17 protein-coding genes are annotated in these 18,990 nt (G+C 41.8%); 6 read left to right on the top strand and 11 right to left on the bottom strand.

Annotated features, from left to right (window positions below):
* Positions 1 to 284 precede the first annotated feature (284 nt).
* Positions 285 to 782 carry a cupin domain-containing protein gene (locus F0364_RS20895; protein WP_153799757.1) on the top strand — a complete coding sequence of 166 codons (498 nt, stop codon included), beginning with the start codon at positions 285 to 287 and terminating at the stop codon, positions 780 to 782.
* Between the two features lie 12 nt (positions 783 to 794).
* On the opposite strand, the gene F0364_RS20890 is transcribed toward F0364_RS20895, so the two are convergent.
* The gene (locus F0364_RS20890; protein WP_153799756.1) at positions 795 to 1,019 is read right to left on the bottom strand and encodes a hypothetical protein; all 225 of its coding nucleotides are present in this window, start codon (positions 1,017 to 1,019) and stop codon (positions 795 to 797) included.
* Positions 1,020 to 1,338: 319 nt separating this feature from the next.
* Here F0364_RS20890 and F0364_RS20885 point away from each other — a divergent pair, with 319 nt between their 5' ends.
* Positions 1,339 to 2,352, top strand: a complete 1,014-nt coding sequence (locus F0364_RS20885; RefSeq protein ID WP_207632807.1) for a toll/interleukin-1 receptor domain-containing protein — start codon at positions 1,339 to 1,341, stop codon at positions 2,350 to 2,352.
* Between the two features lie 6 nt (positions 2,353 to 2,358).
* On the opposite strand, the gene F0364_RS20880 is transcribed toward F0364_RS20885, so the two are convergent.
* Positions 2,359 to 4,824, bottom strand: coding sequence for a TonB-dependent receptor (locus F0364_RS20880; protein WP_207632806.1), 2,466 nt, complete (start codon positions 4,822 to 4,824; stop codon positions 2,359 to 2,361).
* Positions 4,825 to 5,285: 461 nt separating this feature from the next.
* On the opposite strand from F0364_RS20880, the gene F0364_RS20875 reads away from it, so the two are divergent.
* The 3 genes from F0364_RS20875 (at position 5,286) to F0364_RS20865 (ending at position 8,758) form a co-directional block, all read left to right on the top strand.
* A complete protein-coding gene (locus F0364_RS20875; protein ID WP_153799753.1) occupies positions 5,286 to 6,428 on the top strand; it encodes a sensor histidine kinase in 1,143 nt (380 codons plus the stop codon).
* Positions 6,425 to 7,168, top strand: coding sequence for a LytR/AlgR family response regulator transcription factor (locus F0364_RS20870; RefSeq protein ID WP_153799752.1), 744 nt, complete (start codon positions 6,425 to 6,427; stop codon positions 7,166 to 7,168). Before F0364_RS20875 ends, F0364_RS20870 begins: the two co-directional genes overlap by 4 nt.
* Before the next feature lie 420 nt (positions 7,169 to 7,588).
* Positions 7,589 to 8,758, top strand: coding sequence for an FG-GAP repeat domain-containing protein (locus F0364_RS20865; protein WP_153799751.1), 1,170 nt, complete (start codon positions 7,589 to 7,591; stop codon positions 8,756 to 8,758).
* A gap of 359 nt (positions 8,759 to 9,117) precedes the next feature.
* On the opposite strand, the gene F0364_RS20860 is transcribed toward F0364_RS20865, so the two are convergent.
* The 9 genes from F0364_RS20860 to F0364_RS20820 form a co-directional block, all read right to left on the bottom strand.
* Complete coding sequence (locus tag F0364_RS20860) at positions 9,118 to 10,008, bottom strand: hypothetical protein (RefSeq protein WP_153799750.1); 891 nt, start codon at positions 10,006 to 10,008, stop codon at positions 9,118 to 9,120.
* 150 nt (positions 10,009 to 10,158) lie between these two features.
* Entirely contained in the window at positions 10,159 to 10,689 is a 531-nt protein-coding gene (locus F0364_RS20855; RefSeq protein ID WP_153799749.1) for a tetratricopeptide repeat protein, read from the bottom strand.
* Between the two features lie 221 nt (positions 10,690 to 10,910).
* Positions 10,911 to 11,495, bottom strand: coding sequence for an SMI1/KNR4 family protein (locus F0364_RS20850; protein ID WP_153799748.1), 585 nt, complete (start codon positions 11,493 to 11,495; stop codon positions 10,911 to 10,913).
* A gap of 574 nt (positions 11,496 to 12,069) precedes the next feature.
* A complete protein-coding gene (locus F0364_RS20845) occupies positions 12,070 to 12,468 on the bottom strand; it encodes a hypothetical protein (RefSeq protein WP_153799747.1) in 399 nt (132 codons plus the stop codon).
* A 1,396-nt stretch (positions 12,469 to 13,864) separates the two neighbouring features.
* A complete protein-coding gene (locus F0364_RS20840; protein WP_153799746.1) occupies positions 13,865 to 14,617 on the bottom strand; it encodes a class I SAM-dependent methyltransferase in 753 nt (250 codons plus the stop codon).
* Entirely contained in the window at positions 14,608 to 15,345 is a 738-nt protein-coding gene (locus F0364_RS20835; protein ID WP_153799745.1) for a DUF2071 domain-containing protein, read from the bottom strand. Before F0364_RS20835 ends, F0364_RS20840 begins: the two co-directional genes overlap by 10 nt.
* 10 nt (positions 15,346 to 15,355) lie before the next feature.
* Positions 15,356 to 15,934 (bottom strand): DoxX-like family protein, encoded by a 579-nt coding sequence (locus F0364_RS20830; protein WP_235921182.1) that lies wholly within the window; start codon positions 15,932 to 15,934, stop codon positions 15,356 to 15,358.
* A 418-nt stretch (positions 15,935 to 16,352) separates the two neighbouring features.
* Positions 16,353 to 16,835 carry an Imm9 family immunity protein gene (gene imm9, locus F0364_RS20825; RefSeq protein WP_153799744.1) on the bottom strand — a complete coding sequence of 161 codons (483 nt, stop codon included), beginning with the start codon at positions 16,833 to 16,835 and terminating at the stop codon, positions 16,353 to 16,355.
* 248 nt (positions 16,836 to 17,083) lie between these two features.
* On the bottom strand, positions 17,084 to 17,980 hold the full coding sequence (locus tag F0364_RS20820) for a hypothetical protein (RefSeq protein WP_153799743.1): 897 nt from the start codon (positions 17,978 to 17,980) through the stop codon (positions 17,084 to 17,086).
* Positions 17,981 to 18,420: 440 nt separating this feature from the next.
* On the opposite strand from F0364_RS20820, the gene F0364_RS20815 reads away from it, so the two are divergent.
* Positions 18,421 to 18,621, top strand: coding sequence for a hypothetical protein (locus F0364_RS20815; RefSeq protein ID WP_153799742.1), 201 nt, complete (start codon positions 18,421 to 18,423; stop codon positions 18,619 to 18,621).
* The last annotated feature ends 369 nt before the right edge of the window (positions 18,622 to 18,990 follow it).

Raw genomic sequence — 18,990 nt, 5'->3', positions numbered from 1 at the left:
ATTTTAAAAGGCTTATAATTTGTTTGAATGTTGAAGTGCAGTAGCTCCTTGACGTTAAGCGTTAAACAAACGAACATAGAACAGTTGCCGGTTACAAGTTGCTGGTTGCCGGTCTGTTGAATTTTAAAAGGCTTATAATTTGTTTGAATGTTGAAGTGCAGTAGCTCCTTGACGTTAAACATTGAACAAACAAACATTGAACAAACGGACATTGAACAAACGAACATTGGGCTATGGCATTTTTTCCCGAAATTGGCGTAACTATTACATCCAAAATACAAGACATGAAAACTCCAGCCATTACAACAGACCCACAACAAGGACCAACAGTATCCGTAGCGGGCGGCACTTACCGTGTTGCCTTAAGCGGAAAGCAAACGGGCGGCGCCTTCGCTGTTATTGAAATGACGGTGCCACCAGGCGGCGGCCCTATACCGCATGCCCACCCGCATTTCCAGGAGTGCTTTTATGTACTGGATGGAGAAGTTGAAGTAAAAACGGAAACGCAGCAATATGTTGCAGTAAAAGGATCACTGGTAAACGTGCCAACGGGCGGTATAGTGCATTGCTTTAAAAACAAATCTGCAAACACGGCCAGGCTGCTCTGTACAGTTGTACCTGCCGGTTTGGAGGATTTTTTTTTGGAGGTTGGACAACCGTTAGGCCCTAACGGTGAGATTAACCAGCAGCCGCCAACCCCCGAAATGCTGGAACGCATAAAAGCCGCTGCAGAAAAATACGGCCAGCAACTTTTCCCACCCGGTTACCTGGATGAAAAGTAACAAACGGGCCATCTAAAAGTATTCTTCATTGTCTTTTTTAAATTCACCTTTATCGTCGGCTTCGCCTTCAACAGGGTTATCTTCTGTGTTGGTGGTTTCCGGTTCGTCTTTAGCCGCGGTTTCCCATTCGTCGCTGTCTTTTTCCGGCAGTGTATCGTTCTCCATTTCTGCGGCAAGGTCTTTTTCATCCTGCCGGGTTGCAGATGGCTTCTTCGATTTTGGGTCTATGCTTTTCATATAGCGCTGTTTTAGAAAAGTATCTCAAAGAGCGTGCTGCTTTTTGTTAGGTTGTTACTGGTACCGTTAACACGCCGAAGCGGCGCAGAAAAAGCTGCGACAGTTTCCGCCACCGAAGGTGCCGGAAACATATCTACCCGGGTCTGAAAAGATGCCATGAAATACCGGACGATAAAGTGATTGCGACGCAACGAAGTCTCCATGAAAGGCTGCAGCCGGTACCATAAAAATGCAACATGTGGTAATGCCAAATAAAACACTGGCCCGGCTTGCATGTATTACCTGCAAGCCGTATATTACTACACAACTCTTTATGCATATGAAAATATTCTTAAGCTGGTCTGGTGATTCGAGCAAAACGATTGCTTTTATACTGCAAAAACGCCTGAAACAAATTTTCCCGGAACTGGAGTTGTGGATGTCCGCTTACAGCATTGAAGCTGGGGAAAAATGGGGTAAGGAACTGGATGTGGAGCTGCAATCAACCAGCTTTGGCATTATTTGTTTAACGCCCGAAAACCTGGCCGCGCCGTGGCTGTTGTTTGAAGCCGGCGCTTTGTCAAAGTCGTTTGACAGTACCGGAGGGGTAGTGCCTTATTGTTATAAAATAGCGCCGGCATCGGTACAGGGGCCACTGGCACAGTTCCAGGGCGTACCGGCAGATGAAAAGGGTAGTTTTAGTTTGGTTGCAGCCATTAACAACCTGGTAAAAAACAAACGTGAAAAAGCGGATTTGCAGGAAATGTTTGATGCCTTTTGGCCGCAATGGCGCAAGAGCCTGGACGAAATTGCCGTAAAGGAAAATAAAGGCCCGGAATACATAGAACTAAAAAGAGTGTTTTGCGGCATTACCGCCGATTTTGCCACAAGGGGCGGAGATAAAGACATTGCCATTTTGAAGGAGAATTTTGGGGATAAGGTTACCGTTGCGCAAGACCTGTCTTTAAGAGCTTTGCGTAATACTTTATTATCCGGTGAGTTTGAACTTGTGCACCTGGTAGGGGAAGTGGACAGGATTAGCGGCGAGTTTATGTTTACTGAAAAAGAAAGAATTTCGCCCGAAGGCCTGTCGAAATTGTTGCAAAACACTAAAGCCAGGCTTGTAATATTGGCTACCTGCGACTCGCTGATACTTGGGGCTGAACTGTCACGGCACATGAATGTGGTGTCGGGCATTAACACCATACAGGTGGATAATATTGTTACCTGGGAGGAATGTTTTTACCACCTGCTAGGTCAAAGAAAAAGCCTTACTACTGCTTATGATTTGGCCCAGGGCACCGCTAAAGCGCCCATGGTTATTTTGTTTAGAAATGATGTGATATTTGGTTAGCAGCATTTAATTTTTTCTTATTCTTTCACTTTCATCGCTGGCGCCACTGTTTTGCCTGCGCTGGCTTTTTGCTGTATTGCCAAAAGATTTGCTGTAGGTAAGTTTGATGATGGGCATACGCCTTGTTTCCGCATTATAATCAACGAATGCCCTGGTAAAAAAAGCATCGTTAACCAGGTGGCCGATATCCAGCTTTGTATTCATTGTTCTGAATACATCTGTAACGGATAATTGCAGCGTGCCGGCATTGTTGCTTAGTTCTTTTTTGATGCCCGTATTTACCGTGCCCATTGCATACACTTTGGCATTGCCGCCATATACGGCGGAATTGTACCAGCCGGAAAGTTCCGCTGAAAATTTACCGGGCAGTTTAAACGACTGGCTGAAGTTGCCCGAATAGCTGAAAAATGAATGTACCAAAGGTTGAGGCGTAAAGGTTATTTTGTACTGCTTCCATCCGCCGTATAAGCTAAAGGTCATTGCCCACCATGCTGCTGGTTTAAAAGGCAGGATGGCTTCCAGCGTAATGTTGTTCTGCCAGTCAATATTTTGCGGCGATACATATACCAGTTTTTTATCCGGGCCGGGTGTCAACTGGCCCTGTGAAATGCCGTTTTTATCCCTGCTGAACAACAGTGATGCACTATAACTATTGTGCACATATCCCAGCTTTATATTATTCGTAATAGTGGGTTGCAATAATGGGTTGCCTGTAAAAACCGACAAAGGATCGTTATAGGCCACAAAAGAGGTGAGGTCGTTATAAGCGGGCCTGCTTATTCTTTTGGTGTAAGAAAACTGCAGTTCTCCTTCGCCGCTTAATTTGTGGCTAATAAACAGGCTGGGAAAAAACACGCCCAGCCTGCGTTTGGCAAGCTCAACGCTTGTCTTGCCATCACTTATAAGGGTGTGGGCGTGCTCGTATCTCAGGCCTGCTATTATGCCGGTCGTTGTGCTCACCTGCAGGTTTAGCGATGTGTAAGCCGCGGCAATATTTTCCCTCATGGCAACATCATTTACGGTTTCCGGCCGGTTAAGCCAAACACCATTCACCAGGCTTTCAATACCAGATATGCTGCTGCTTGAAGTATATGTTACTTTAAAGCCGGATTCCAGTTTAACTTTTTCGGAAAACCGGCGGCTGTAATCCATTTTGGCAACGCCTACCTGTATAATGGTGTTGGAAAAGCCCTGTTGAACAGGAGCAAACTGCCTGTTTACGCTGCCATCATCGCCATGCCCATCTTTGTTAACAAAAGAACTTTCTAAAGCGGTGGGGTTGTTGATGCTATAGCGCAGGTAATCCAGGTTAGCTTCCAGCTTTTCTTTTTCATTGAGTTGCTTTTCAAAAAAGAGTGAACTGGTTAAATTGTTGCCTTTGCTTCTTCCTTGTATAATGCCGTTAAACCATAAAAGGGAGTCTGGAAAAATGTTGTAGATAGTTTGGTTAATGGCCGTTGTACTGTTATGGCTGTGCCCGTATAATACATTCACGCCAAGCCTGGTAGTTGTATTAATGTCTGCATCAATACCCAAATTAATATTGTGGTTATTGCGTACCGGTTTGGTTTCGTTCCAAAATTCAAAGCTGGTGGTACCGGCTCCAAAAATGGGCACCACCTCGGTGCCGTTGGCGCTAAAATCGCTATGCCCCCTGTCGTGGGAAAAGCTGTAAGCACCGTACACATTCGATTTGCCGTTGTTATGGTCAAAGCTGGCGCTGGTTGTGGCTTTCTCCCTCCATCCATAACCTGCTGTTGCTGTTATGGCGCCATGGGTACCCTGTTTGCTGTTTTTCTTCAGCACAATATTGATAATGCCGGCGCTGCCCTCCGCATCGTACCTGGCGGGTGGAGTGGTAAGCAGTTCAATTTTTTCAATATCGTTGGCGCTGATGCTGTTTAACAAATCAATAAGCTGGGTTAGCTGCAGGCGCATCAGTTTGCCGTTTATCATAACGGTAACACCACTTTTGCCGTTAAGCGCAATGCTGTTATTGCGGTGGTCAATAAACACCCCGGGCGAACGCTCCAGCACTTCCAGCGCCGAGCTGCCTTTGGTAAGCACGCTGCTTTCTACGTTTACTACTACGCCGTCGGGCCTTTGCTGGTACAATGGTTTGGTTGAGCGTACTACTACTTCGTTAAGCTGGTTTTTTATGGGTTGCAATGTATGTGTGCCAAGGTTAATGGCCTTGTTGTTATCCAGTATGTTAATCGTCGCTGAAAAAGAAGTTTCATAACCCACATTCATAAACCGCAATAGGTATTTTCCGGTTGCAATACTATCCATGCTGTATGCACCCTGGTCATCGGTAGTGCCGGCTTTTATAAGGGTGCTGTCTGCCTGTTTAAGCAACAGCACATTAGCAAAAGCCACAGGCCGGTTCATGTTATCAATAAGCTTTCCGGTTATTTGGGCAAAAGTTTGCAATGCACCGCAAAGCAGTATGCTTAGCAGAAGAACTTTCATGCAATTTATTTTTATCATTGGCAAAGAAATATTGCCGCGCAGAAGCGAAAAAACGGTAATGACAAGAGTGGGCAGATAATTGATGAAATACAAATTGATGCCTTGCCAACAGTGTATAGCCGGCTGCGGCATCTTATTTATCCGCTGGTATGCCCGTATATGTAGTTCGTCAATTAATTGCAGCGGGTTATATATCGTGTATCATATATCAGCCTTATTCATTCTATCTTCAGTAAAAAGCAGGAATGCATCCACCAACCAAAGGAGAGTAATTATGGGCCCGGCAGGAGGAACAGGTATGAGGCTTCCGTTGCGTCGCACTCTTGTACGGTTGGTAATTCAATTCAGCTTGCAGCCGGGATAGACAGGCAAACGTGATGCAATAATGTCGCTTTTGTACCTGTTGGCCAAAGCCCAGTAAAACAAGTAAATTTAGAGTCCGGCAAATTCATCGTTGTCAAATGTTAAAAGCAAATCAAGGCCAAAGCTGGCTGGTAAAATATAAACTCTATCACATTCCTTTCTGGTTGCTGTACCACTATGTATGGTGGACAGTAGCCGTCGGCAACCCACTAAAGGCTGCCAGCTCCATGTTCTATCCACCACTTACTATAAAGTTTTTATTTTACCTGGTATTCCAGGCCTTGGCAGCTTATTTTAACCTGTATTATCTTATTCCCAAATACCTGGAAAAAGCAAGGTTTGGGGCTTATATGGCATGGCTTGCCGCTACTGTCATGGTTACCTCGCTTTGCATTGTTTCCGGTTATTATTTCTCGGCTTTTGTATTTAACAGCAGCATACAGCAGGTGTTTGGGGCAAATGCCTGCTTTAATTTTTTTCTCGGTAATGCATTGCCTTCAACATGCGCCATCATTACCCTTACCATGAGCATTAAGCTTACCAAAAAATGGCTGCACACAAAAAAAAGGCAACAACTGCTGGAAAAAGAAAAACTGGAAACTGAGTTAAAGTTCCTGCGAAACCAGTTTAACCCGCATTTCCTGTTCAATACCATCAACTCCATTTTCTTCCTGATACATAAAGACCCGGGAATGGCCTCATCTTCCCTTGCAAAATTCTCAGACCTCCTGCGCTACCAGTTGTATGAATGCAATGATGTGCAGATACCCTTAACCAAGGAGCTGGCTTACCTCAACAATTATATAGAGCTGGAAAAACTGCGGCAGAGCAATTACATCAATATCTGCAGTAATATTGAGGAACTGGGGGCCGGGGCTTTTACGATAGCCCCATTCATCATCATGCCGTTTGTTGAAAACGCGTTTAAGCATGTCTCCAGGAATGGTGATAAATCTGACTGGATAAACATTCAACTGCAACTGAGTGAAACATGCCTTGATTTCAGGATTGCCAACAGTAAAGCCTCTGTTGAAACCAAAGACCTGCTGGGCCATGGCGGCATAGGCCTGCAGAATGTGCAACGAAGGCTTGAACTGATTTATCCCGGTAAGCATGAGCTTGACATTATTAATGGCGGCGATAGTTTTGAGGTGGAGCTTCATATCGAACTGTCGAAAAATTTCATTCCGCACCTGCAAACTACCCCGGTTATTACAACAAAAAACAAAATGCCTGTATGATAAAAAGTATTGTTGTGGATGATGAGCCGCTGGCAAGGGAAGGGTTAGCCAATTATGTAAAAGAAGTGGGCTTTCTGCAATTGGTTGGCACCTGCGAAAACCCGGTGGAGTTAACCAACCTGTTAAGCACCCAGCCTGCCGATCTTATCTTCCTCGATATCCAGATGCCTAAAATGAACGGGATTGATTTTTTGAAGACCATTCAAAACCCACCCATGATTATTCTTACCACCGCTTTTCCTACGTATGCTTTGGAAGGCTTTCAGCTAAATGCGCTGGATTACCTGCTGAAGCCTATCACGTTCGACCGGTTTCTTAAATCGGCAAACAAAGCAAAAGAGTATCACCGCTTAGTTACCAGCAGCAATACCAGCCAGCCTGCCGCCAAAGCAGAGGCGGCAGAGGATTATTTTTTCATCAAGTGCGGCAGCAAGTTTGAAAAAATTTATTTCAACGACATCTTGTATGTGGAAGGCATGCAGAATTATGTTACCATTTACACCAAAAAAGGAAAGTATGTAACCCTGCTTTACCTTAAAAACCTGGAAGAAAATTTGAACAGGCAATCCTTTATCAGGGTGCATAAATCTTATATTGTTTCCATTGATAAGATAGAAGGCATTGAAGGCAACGAGGTTTTTATCCAGACGCACCGCATACCCATCAGCCGCAACTACAGGGAACAGGTAATACAGCAGGTAGTGGCCAATAAGTTGTGGGATAAGATTAAATTTTCATAGGCTGGAGGAAGCCGGGTAGTGAGTGGTGAGTGGTGAGTGGTGAATAGTGAATAGTGAGTGGTGAATGGTGAATGGTGAGTCGGGAATCGAACAAGGAACAGGGAATGCTGAATTAAGAATAAAAAGCCCCCACTCACGATTCACGATAACAATATCGAACAAGGAACAAGGGATGCTGAACGAAGAACGAAATGCCCAAACTCACGATTCACGATTCACCATTCACGATAAGAATATCGAACAAGGAACAAGGAATTTTGAAGGAAGAATGGAAAGCCCCCACTCACTACTCACCACTCACGATTCACGATTCACCACTCACGATTCCCCCCTCAAGCATAGAACCTTGTAAATTATTTGTGTGCACATTCACAAAAGGGTATGTATTTTTATTGCTATCCTTACACTCAATAAGCTAACATGAATACACCACAACGTTTGCTCTGCACATTCACTATTTTTTCAACGCTGCTAAGCACGGCCTGCAGCGCACAAACAACAAGCTCCGCTGTCTCCTTTAAAAAGCATGTTATCAGCGATGTTTTTACTTCTGAAGGGGTAGCTACCGGCGATGTAAACAACGATGGGCTGAATGATATACTGGCCGGGCCGTTCTGGTACGAAGCGCCTGGCTGGAAGCAGCACAGGATACATGCTGACACAGCCAATCCTGTTCCCGGTTACAGCACCAGTTTTCTTAATTATTCCATGGATGTAAACAGCGATGGCTGGCTTGATATGATACGGTTTGACCAGCCCGGCGCATTCTGCGACTGGTATGAAAATCCTAAAGGGGTTAACAAGCCCTGGGCCCGCCATATTATACTGGCAACGGCTGGCAACGAAACGCCTTTGTTGGTGGATGTTGACGGTGATGGCCGGCCAGACCTTATTTGTAACGATACAGAAAAAAAACAAATGCTTTGGCTGAAGGCGCCTTCTGCTAAAGCTGATACCAACTGGCAACGCATTGTTATCAGCAACGACAGTACGCTGGCCACACACCGGTACACACATGGCCTTGGCTGGGGCGATGTAAACCAGGATGGAAAGAATGATGTTATTATCAAAGATGGCTGGTGGCAATCGCCTGGGGATGTTATGCAATCTCCGTGGGTATTTCACCCGGCTGATTTTGGAGAAGAGTGCTCTAATATGTTTGTATTGGATGTTGACGAAGATGGAGATATGGATATCATCAGTTCATCCGCCCATAACTATGGTATCTGGTGGCATGAGCAACAGAAGAACGGTAACGCTGCAAGCTGGGTAACCCACGAAATAAGCAAGGCCTTTTCTCAAACGCATGCCATGATTATGCAGGACATGAATGGCGACGGGCACCCGGACCTTGTTACCGGCAAAAGGTATTTTGCCCATAACGGCAACGACCCCGGTGAGTATGAACCCGCTGTTATTTACTGGTTTGAATTTAAGCCGGGAAAAACGCCCCAATGGATACCGCATGAGGTTGACAATAACTCGGGTATAGGCAACAGGTTTGTTGTAACAGACCTGAATAAAGATGGATTGCCGGATATAGTTACTTCCAATAAAAAAGGGACTTACTATTTTGAGGGGCAGAAGTAATGCTGTTTTGCATAAGATTTTATATGGGTTAAAAAGGCTGTTTGCATAGCGTGCCGTATTGGTATTTTTTTGACTGAATAATTTCAGGGGGTGCCCCCAAGCTACGCAAGGGGTCGGGCAGAACTACGTTCGCAACCTTCGTCAAAGCAACATTCAGTTGCTTTTCCTCGCTTGTGCTCATACTCCGGCACAGAGGCCCTGCTGCGATGGCCTCACCGGGGTATCCGCTTCAATCCCTCACCCGGTGGTGTAACAGGCTGCGGGGTTGGGGTAGGAATACTGAAGCCGATTAGCGATTTTGCTGCCGATTGCTCTTGCGTCCAGACCTTCTATTGCAAATACTTTTGTTGCACTAAACCCTAATCGGCAACTTTTTTATTCTTTTCGTCTAACAACTTTTGAATTTCCTTTTCTTTAAGTGAATAATGCCTTTTATGGTCTATTATTACTTTCTTGAGAGTGGGGTGCTCAAGCAAATAGGATAAATTACCGTCTTCCAATTCTGATTGAGTAAAAATCAGTGTCTCAAGACTGGGAAACTTTGGCAATATTTCCTGAAGTGTCTTCTGTTTCCCAATTTGAATAAAACGCAAAACCTTCAAAGTCTCAATTTTAGGTATGCTATTGATGTCAATATTCTTGCAGAGGTCAAATGCAAGTTCCTCAAGAGGGGCTTTTGTTAAACGATCGTCAGAAAAGAAATGCTTTAAAGAACGAACATTGGCTAATTCAAGTTCCTTCAACTTTGATAAGTTTTCAATGCCATCAAGGCAGTCTATACCTGGCTGTGTAAGTCTGGCATATACGAGTTTGTTAAAGGTATTGAGTTCACTTAAATCTCTGGATTTGGGCTTAAAGCCCCAAAGAACGAGCCGAATAGTGTTGGTTAATTTCGTCAACGACTTATATTTTTTGTCCCATTTAATATTTAGGACACGAATAGTTGGAAAATTAGCCAGATCGATTGCTGACTGTGGAGTGCTCATTCCTGCATGAAGCACTTCTAGTTGATGAAAGCTATTGATTGCAGATATATCAAGTGCTGCTTCAAATGAGATTGTTAAGCCTCTAATATTCCTGGGAAGAAAGCTAAGGTCGTTATAACGTTTTTTACTCCAGGGATGCCCAATGATAAACCCATCAACATTATTTGCATTTGCAAAATCTATCTGTTCTTTCAGGTGTTCTGGTGTCAACTCAATAAAATCAGGACCTTGGACAAATATTTTTTGTATAGGGAATGATTGCATATAGAAAAGGTTTTGGACAACGAATCGGTATCTTCGACGGCAGGATGATAGGATTCCGTCGCACTGGTACCGAGGTTGATTAAAGTTTTATTGTTGAAGATAACATTTGCAGCTTAATTGTTAGCTGCATAAGGTCTTACAATACTTCTGTCACGAATTCTTATATTGTGTTAGCATCTCAATTTTTTTGTCAATGTCACCACTCTTTACGTGAAAATCATTTAAAAAATCATCCTTTTTATAAAGTTCTTTCTGCAATTCCAAGTAGTCAATAGCTTTTCTTTTGTCGCCATTCCTTTCATGAATTATGGACAGATAATTATAAACAATACCTAAATCGAAGCCTATTTTTTTAAATCCCATTTTCTCGATTTTCTCAAGTCTTTGTTTCAAAGGTGTCAGGTCATTATTTTCAATAAAGTTGTCTGCCAATTCAAGCACTACAGATGGATACATGGCAATTGCGTGTTTATGTTTAGGATTCGAGTCAAGAATGGAGTCAAGAAGTTGCAAGGCAGTATCTTGATTATAAAGAGAATTTTGAGTTACAGCAAGTAAAATCTTGATGTCATTATTATCAGGATGTTTGGAATAAAGTTCATTCAAAAATTTATCAGCTTCTTCTATTTGCAAGTTGTCGATCAATTTAGAAGCCTCTTTTAATTCCTTTTTTAAACTCATAGTGGGTTGATTTGTTTGCAGCTAATGACCAGGGCTTTATGCAGGTTGGGAATTAGTAATCTGTCTGCCGATGACCGCTGCTGTTTGAAATATATTGATGAAATTAAGTACAAAAGCTGATAGTTGTTTGTCCAGCCCGAACCACAGCTTGGATTTGCAATTAGTTGATGTTTGCTGGTCATGCCCAACTTGCATAAAACCCAATCTTGGCTGCAGACCTTTTACTTGCGAGATTTTTGTTTTGTTTCTCTCCAGCCATAAAGCCCATCATAAATTCCATCGTTGATGAATACACACAAAAATTCAGTAAGCGAATTTGTCAAGTAAACAACTGTGTCTGTCTTATTATAAATCTTATAGTCGTTTATATTGTGTTTACTTATATCCACACTCCACATGTCAGAATAAATCATGTACTCAGTAAAATGAAAAGAAGTGTCACTTACTAAATAGCTTTTGTCCAAACCATTTTCAATAATCTCGTCAAGAGGTATAAGTCTGAACAAGTCATGGTCTGTTTCAAAGCCATTAGAAAATTTATACAACAATTTAAAGTCGTCGGGTAGTTCTGCTTTTTGGTTTTCAAAATTTCCAATTTCAATCTGGGTAGCTGGTTTGTTTAGTTGTATTCCGGTTTGCACAGAGTTGTCTCTGATATAATTTAAAACGTCAAGTAACGTAGTGTCTGAGTTGTAAATGATTTTCTCTTTTATATCAGGCTTAGTGAAATTATTTTCAACTGACTGTTCCTTCAAATGAGAAGCAGTCCTATGAGACTTTGTCCTAAAGAAGTTGAAAAATTTCATGTCAGTTAAATGAATGAGTACTGTCTGAACGGTTTGCAGCCAACATTTACTATCCGCACCTCTTTCCGTCCGGATATTCCAAAAATACGGTATTCTCTTTTCTGGTTTTCAATACTTTAATTGTTTGCCGGTTCGCAAAGTGCCGTTGTGCAAATCCGCAAAAAAACATCGGTAGGTTGGTTATCAACTACCGCAGGGTTAGCCGCTTCCGCCTCGTGTTCCTGGCGCCAAAAGCGGAAGAAATGGTGCTTTTTGCGTAAGAGAAAATTGCCTGCCGGGCGGGGTTTCACAGGCTTCGTTGGTAAAAAAAGTCAAGTACCGGAGACTGTTGCGGAGAAGGGCTTTAGATAGGCACTGTACAGGGGAATGTAATATCTTTCGCAGCCTTTTTTACACATGCCCTATCTGTAACCTAATGCCTCTCAACGCCATCCTCACCTCAATTCAATCCACATAATTATTCGCCCGGCTACCGAAGGTTCCGTGCAACATCGGCTTCATCTTTGGTGTTTCACACCCGACGAAGCCTTAGTTGTTGGTGGCAGTTTTGTCGAGTTAATTTATTTGGTTCGATTTATTTTGCCTCTATCGTCAATCTGCTTCCCGCATACCCACCCCGATGCTTCTTTAAATAAACTTCGAGTTCTGACTTATTTATAAGCGCTTGTTTACCTGTGCTGCCTCTGAAAATTATAGAGTCAATATTTTTCGCTAAGTCAATGATTGCATCGTTCGGCCAATTGCCTATTCCAAAGTTAAATATCTTGTTGGTTGTGTCATTAAGGGGTACTTGAATAATCATTTTTGTACTGTCATGTTTATTGCCAAAAGGAATTATTTTATTGTTTGTATATACAGTGACTGATGAACCGCTTTTACTGTCTGCCTTTATAACAAGTAGTTTTGCCGGGTCACAACTTACTAAGAGTAAAGAAGTCAATAAAAGGTATATAATTTCCCTAAAAAATTTCATTATCAATTTTAGTTAAAATAAATAATGTGTCGTTCTGTGTTGAATGAATTGTCAAATTTTACAATCAGATTGAAGTGTCGCTAAACTTGCCACCAACAATTACTATCCGCACCTCTTCTCCGTCCGGATATTCCAAAAGTACGGTATTCTCTCTTCTGGTTTTTAATACTTTAACCGTTCACCGGTTCGCAAAGCAACGTTGCGCAAATCCGCAAAAAACATAGGTAGGTGGGTTATCAACCACCGCAGGATTAGCCGCTTCCGTCTCATATTGCTGGCGCCAAAGGCGGCAGAAACAGGGCTTTTACGTAGGAGAAACTTGGCCGCCGGAAGGGGTTTCACAGGCTTCGTTGGTAAAAAAGTCCCTTACCGGAGACTGTTGCGGAGAAGGGCTTTGGGTGGACACGTTGCGGGGAAGGAAAAGTGTTGATATTTAAAGATGGCCTGTTTTCAAGACGCTAAACTTAAAGCTGCGCATTGATCTTGAGCCGGCGCTAAGATTTTTTGTTTGGCATTCTTGCGAGAATCGGGGGGTAATGTCATTAAGTTAAGAAGAAAGACTTTGTTCTTTGCGCCGTAGGTGCTATATGTTTGTAGAAATAGCATAAAACAAGGGAATTATGCCGCATAGCGGCTACCCTTAAGCGACGATTGGGTAGCCACTCTGTGGCATCCGTTCATCTAAATGACTTTGTTTCTACAAACAGGAAGCCCCGATGGGGCTTAACTTAATGACATTGACCGGGGGGTATTGTGTATTAATTGGGCAATTGTTTCTTCCCTGCCGCAAAGTCCCGTACCGGAGACTGTTGCGGAGAAAGGCTTTAGAAAGACATTGTGCGGGGAAAGAAGTATAGATTTGCTGCCAAAGTTGCTTGTCCCGCCCGAACTGATGTAGAGTAACGATTTACTGTTGAATGGTCTTCCGTTCGCCTACATTTTAATACGCTTGTTACCTGCTGGCGTTCTTTCATGTCCCTCATCTTCCTTCATGTCAAAGCAATTGCCCCAAATATGAAACTTAAATATGTCCACAAGAAAGTAAATAAAATGTGTACCGTAGTTTCAAAAGCTTTTCCTTTCCAAAGTTTTGACGAGTACCCAAAAAATTGAATAATCAGTCTTGCAGCCCAAAATATGGCGAAGCCCAATGATATTTTTCTACCCAGGTTTGTTTCAGTTAGTTCGTTTGATGATGTCAAGCAAAGCACACCCATAAGAAAAATTGTAAAGGCAATAAAGAAAGTATGAACCGTAATCATTTGACGATTGATTAAACTCAATGATCTCAGTTCCTTTTCCCAATTAAAATACCTTGGAAAGACTATGTGAATCAATGCCAATAGTATTAAAAGAGTTCCAATTATTTTTAAGTGAATATGCATCTATACAAAAATTATGGGCTACAGATGAAGATAGACATGAAGGGAGTGAATTTAGTTTCGGAAAATGAGGAAAATCCTGCCTTTTCAAATGCCTTTTTCCAAACTCTTTTGGAAAAAAAGTGTGTAAAGCCAACCGAAAACGCAAGAAAATTTGGAAAATCCCGTAAGTGTTCAACCATAATTACCTTTCCGTTCGACTTACATAGCCTGTTGCATTCCTTCAAAAATTGAATTTTTTCCTCTTGGGACCTTATTTCGTGAGCAGCTGATAGTAATAAAATGATATCAACTGAATTATTTTTTAGAGGAATTGAGTTTGATATTATTTGTTGAGTATCGGGATAAACTAAACTTACTCTTCTAGCTCGTACAATAGCTGGTTCAGTGTGTTGCTTAGCATTGTAAAAGTCAAATACCTTTAAATCTGATTGTGGAAATAAGTTTTTAATAATAAAACTGGTTTCATCAAATCCTGCATGAATATTTAAAATGTTTTTGGCATTGTGATCTTCAATATTGATATTTTTTAGCCAGTTAAAGTTATAATAGCCAGAAAAATCATAAACATAAGCTGAAACAATTAGTGGCATTATTAGACCGTAAAGAAAAGCAAAAATGATTGTCCAATACAAAAAATTAGACCAGGGGAGTATCAGGTGGCTTGAAATTATTAAAGTCAATACTGCAATGCCGAATACGTAAAAGTGTCGATTAAAACTTAAAATATTTAATACTCCTTGAAATTTACGTCTCTTTATTTCCATAGTTCAATTCTACCTTTTTTCCAGTAGTAGGGAATATTTTTAATAATAAACGCATTTGCCAATACCGGATTGCCAAGTTTTAGCGAATTTAAAAATTCGAAATCATAGTCAATTACTTTTATGGCACTAGGTATCCAGTTTTGTCTGACACCCTCAATAATTAAAACTTCTTTTTTAATTGCGTTGTAGGTGAATGTAAAAGGTAACGGTCCTGCAAATCTTCTTGCTTCTTTCCAATCAGTAAACGGTGAATGTTCGGGTAGTGGAATTTCTACTGCTGCTTTATCTATTCTTATTTTAAATTTTGATTTTATCGATGAAATTTCTATTGAATTGATTTCTTCTTTTTGAAGAATGTCAGTTGTTGTGTAATTATAATGCGTAAAGATGTTACCCATAAATTCCATTTTCTTCTTGTCGGTTTCTGATTTAAGAATGTATAAACCGCGTAAATTCTTTCCGTCATTGTTTATATAGCGCACAAAGACACGATACCCTATTAAAAAAAAGTCATTCCCCATAAGCTTAGGAAAACCTTTTGGGCGTAAGTCTTTTGTTTGAACCATTGCTATTGCCACGAAAGCCCATTTGTCATTAAATGTGTCCAATTGTAAACATTCAGGAATGTATGTTTTCAATTCTTCTTTGGGGACAGCAAATGTCAAGACAAGTGAACTTTCAAAAAATGCTTCAACTGAAAATGGATGATTTTTTAGGAATGAAAGCATACTAAGTCTGTTAACCCAATCTTTTATTTAAATAAAATTCATTATAATAAATAGTTGTAATCAATAAGAATGCAAAAAGGGAATTACACTTCCCCCATAGTAATAAGTGAGGCACAAGTAGAAATTCAAGTGTATTCATTGTGCCGATAATAATGATTTGTGAAATGGCGTTGACTTTTGTCCTAATACCACTCAAAATCCAAATTGCCATTCCGATTTCTGAAAGTCCAATTAAAATAGTGAGGGTTCTGGAGTATTTATCGCCTAGAATATTTGCAACTATTTGCTGATGTCTCGGAACTAAGTCTAATACTTTACAGAACAATCCATTTAAAAGCCAAATTGCCGCAATGCAATAAGTCAAAAGCTTGTGAATTGTTTTTTCTTCCATGTTTGCAGGTGTTGCTTTACGCTTGCAGCCAACAATTAATATCCGCACCTCTTTCCGTCCGGATATTCCAAAAGTACGGTATTCTTCCTTCTGGTTTTCTATGCTTTTAGCCGCTTCCGCCTCATCTTGCTGGCGCCAAAGGCGGCAGAAACGGGGCTTTTTACGTAGGAGAAACTTGGCCGTCGGACAAGGTTTCACAGGCTTCGTTGGTGAAAAAAAGTCAAGTACCGGAGACTGTTGCGGAGGAGGGCTTCGGGTGGACACATTGCAGGGAAGGCAACTCAGGCTAAAGCCTTTGACCGGATTTTTAATTAACCCAAGGCTTAAGCCTTGGGTTAGAAATAAAGCAATCAGCGGCTTTAGCCTGAGTGTATGCGGGTATTATCACTTTGCAAATACCCGGTAAAAAAATGTTCAGCTTATTAATAAGTACCTTTTTTATATTACCATTACCCTTGCCGCAAAGTAGCGTACCGGAGATTTTCGGAGGAGGGCTTTGGGTGGACACGTTGCGGGGAAGGAAATAGTGATTTAAAGTCGCATACTTAACGTCCAGCCACAATTTTATAAACACGCTGTTAGGCGATGGTTAACCCTGGTGAACGATGAAATGACATCAAAGTTTTGCAGTTTGCTTTACAACTATTCCGTTCAGTGTAAATCCCTGTTCAAAGCAATAGGCAAGTACCCTTTTCATACAGTCAATGACGTAGTCCTCACATTTCTCAAATCTGGAATAATTTACAGGTAGGCGGTGAAAATTTTTGAGCAGATGATCTAAATGATTTGGACTTGCATACACATATTGTTCTGGATTTACTCCCCAAGTAACTTGATTTTTTACTGGTATTGGAATATGAACGGTTATTTCCTTGTACTTCTCTTTGGGCTCTGACTTTCCACGTGTATAAATGAGAATTTGATTCAAATAATTATAAGTGAAACGAAAGCACACTTCCCAGCCCTCAAGTTTGTTATCGTTGATCTGCCGAGCAATAGCATGAGCATCTTTTTCAATTTCTGCAAGAATTTTCGTTGTATCGAAACCATTCGCGGGGAAATCAACGATATATGAGGAATCTAACACTCTAACTTTCATGTATGGTGTCCTTAGTTTTATCTGCTTATTTTAACGGCTTTCGCTTATGTTAAAGCATTGGCGATGTGGCGGTATTCTGTGTTCCGTCCGCCTGGTACTGCGGCTGATTAAAGATGCAAAAGCTCATTGTTTATTCTCTGCTCGGCATTATTCGTCTGCCGAAACCGAAGCCGACTAGCGGACAAAAAGCTGAGAATATATTCGTCGTCTCGCTATATTGCCAATGCACTGTTAGCAGTATACCTTGTTTAGATGTCGCACAAAAGCTTTACAGGGAATTTCTTATAGCCAAATATCTTTTGTTCCTTGTCATAGTCTTCAAAAATATTTTCGAACCTTTCAAAACTACTTGCTGCTCCATGAGACCCTGATTTTTTAAAGCTGTCTTTTATTCTTAACACCCCCACTTTTTCAAATTTATTTTTAAAGCTTACGAACCATTCATGCAGAACTGCTTGTTGAACAAGTCCAAAAAAGAATTCGCCATAGTAAGGATATAGAGCCCAAAGATTCTCAACTCCAGGCTGCATTTGAATTATTGTTTCTCTGTCGTAACCAGCACCAATTATAATTCCTGAAATATCATAATTAAATAGGTCATTAACTGTTGGCTTTGTTTTGCTTTTATAGGTTGTAAGTGTAAGCATATAACTACACTCGCCACGATATTGGTCAATTGATGAGCAAATGACTGCTCTGTAAAGGTTATCTTTTAATTTAAAAGTTAAAAGGTCGTCGACTTGAAAATGGAAATTAGTGATTTTTCGGTATTTCTTCCTTGCTCTGATTTTGGCATTTGGCTGACTGATTTTTTTAAGAAGTTTGTCAAGCTCCTTTTGTCGGGCTTTTCCTGCTTTCTCATTTTCTTGTGTCCAAATTTTTACACCTGCACCAACATTTATTACTCTTTGTACTTCTTGTAAAATATCGTCTGTCAACTCGCCGATTTCCCAAAATGCAAGAGCATAAGATGTTACAAATATTTCGTGATAAAAATCTTCCTCCATTCCATAATCTGTCTTTACAAATGGGATTTCATTTTTAATAGTTGCGATGTCAACATTGCTGTCGTACAAATCCATAATTCCCCAATAAGTGTCATGCGCTAAGTCCCCGTCAATAATTTTTACTCCGTCTGTTGCCATAATAGGATGTGTCTGTAAGGTTGGTGGTAACAATTAACATCCGCACCTCTTTCCGTCCGGATATTCCAAAAATAAAGTATTCTCTTTTATGGTTTTCGATGCTTTAGCCGCTTGCTGCATGGCAAAGCACCGTTGCGCAAATCCGCAAACAAAGCTGGGTAGGTGGGTTATCAGCCACCGCGGGGTGATCCGCTTCTGCCTCATGTGGCTGGCGCCAAAGGCGGCAGGAACGGGGCTTTTTACGCAGGAGAAAATTGCCTGCCGGACGGCGTTTATAGGCTTCGTTGGTAAAAACTAACGCAACTAACCGGCAGCCAGCCTGGAACAGGAGAAACAGCCCCGCCGCACCCGGAAAACCTGCGGCACCAGCGGAATGTGGCCCTAAAAGCTGCGGAACACTGCCTGAGCCTGCGGAAGGGCAGCTGCATTCTACAGGAAACATGGCCGATAGCTGCGTAAATGCCAAAATGTCTCTGAAAGAGCTTTCCGCCGGGCTAAAGGAGCCTTTCGTTACCCTCGAAGGCTATTTCCTGTGGCTAAAGCTGACAACGTTACATGTGGAGTTGGCTTTCCTGTGGCTAACCGGCTATTACGCCGGACTCAAGTTCTATTGCGCCTGGCTAAAAGGGGCTTTCCTGTGACTAAAGTTGGCTTCCGAAATCTGCAAACAATCTTCCCCAGGCCTCAAACGGTATTCCGCAGTCCAGATCCCTCCTTCGCCGGGATGAAAGGAGGGCCAATCTGCTGTTTTCCGTGGTTCCGTGGCATTACTGGTTGACAGAAAACCTATCCTGCGGGAAAAGCTGCGTAGCGAACAAAGCCCTGAAGAGTGCGACGCAAGTAAAGCCTCATGCTTGTTCCTAAGCCCGGCCCATAATTATTCTTCTCTAACGAAAGATGATGTTCACTGATTTGTGCGGGAGTAATGGCACAAGCGGGGAAAAGCAACTGAATGTTGCTTTGAAAGCTTGGGAACGCAGTTGTGCCCGGCCTCTTGCTATAGCCTGGGG

It is taken from the genome of Foetidibacter luteolus (assembly GCF_009650435.1).
In the GTDB taxonomy this organism is placed as follows: domain Bacteria; phylum Bacteroidota; class Bacteroidia; order Chitinophagales; family Chitinophagaceae; genus Foetidibacter; species Foetidibacter luteolus.
The sequence above is the reverse complement of the archived record's forward strand: the minus strand, read 5'-3'. Positions and strand labels throughout refer to the sequence as shown.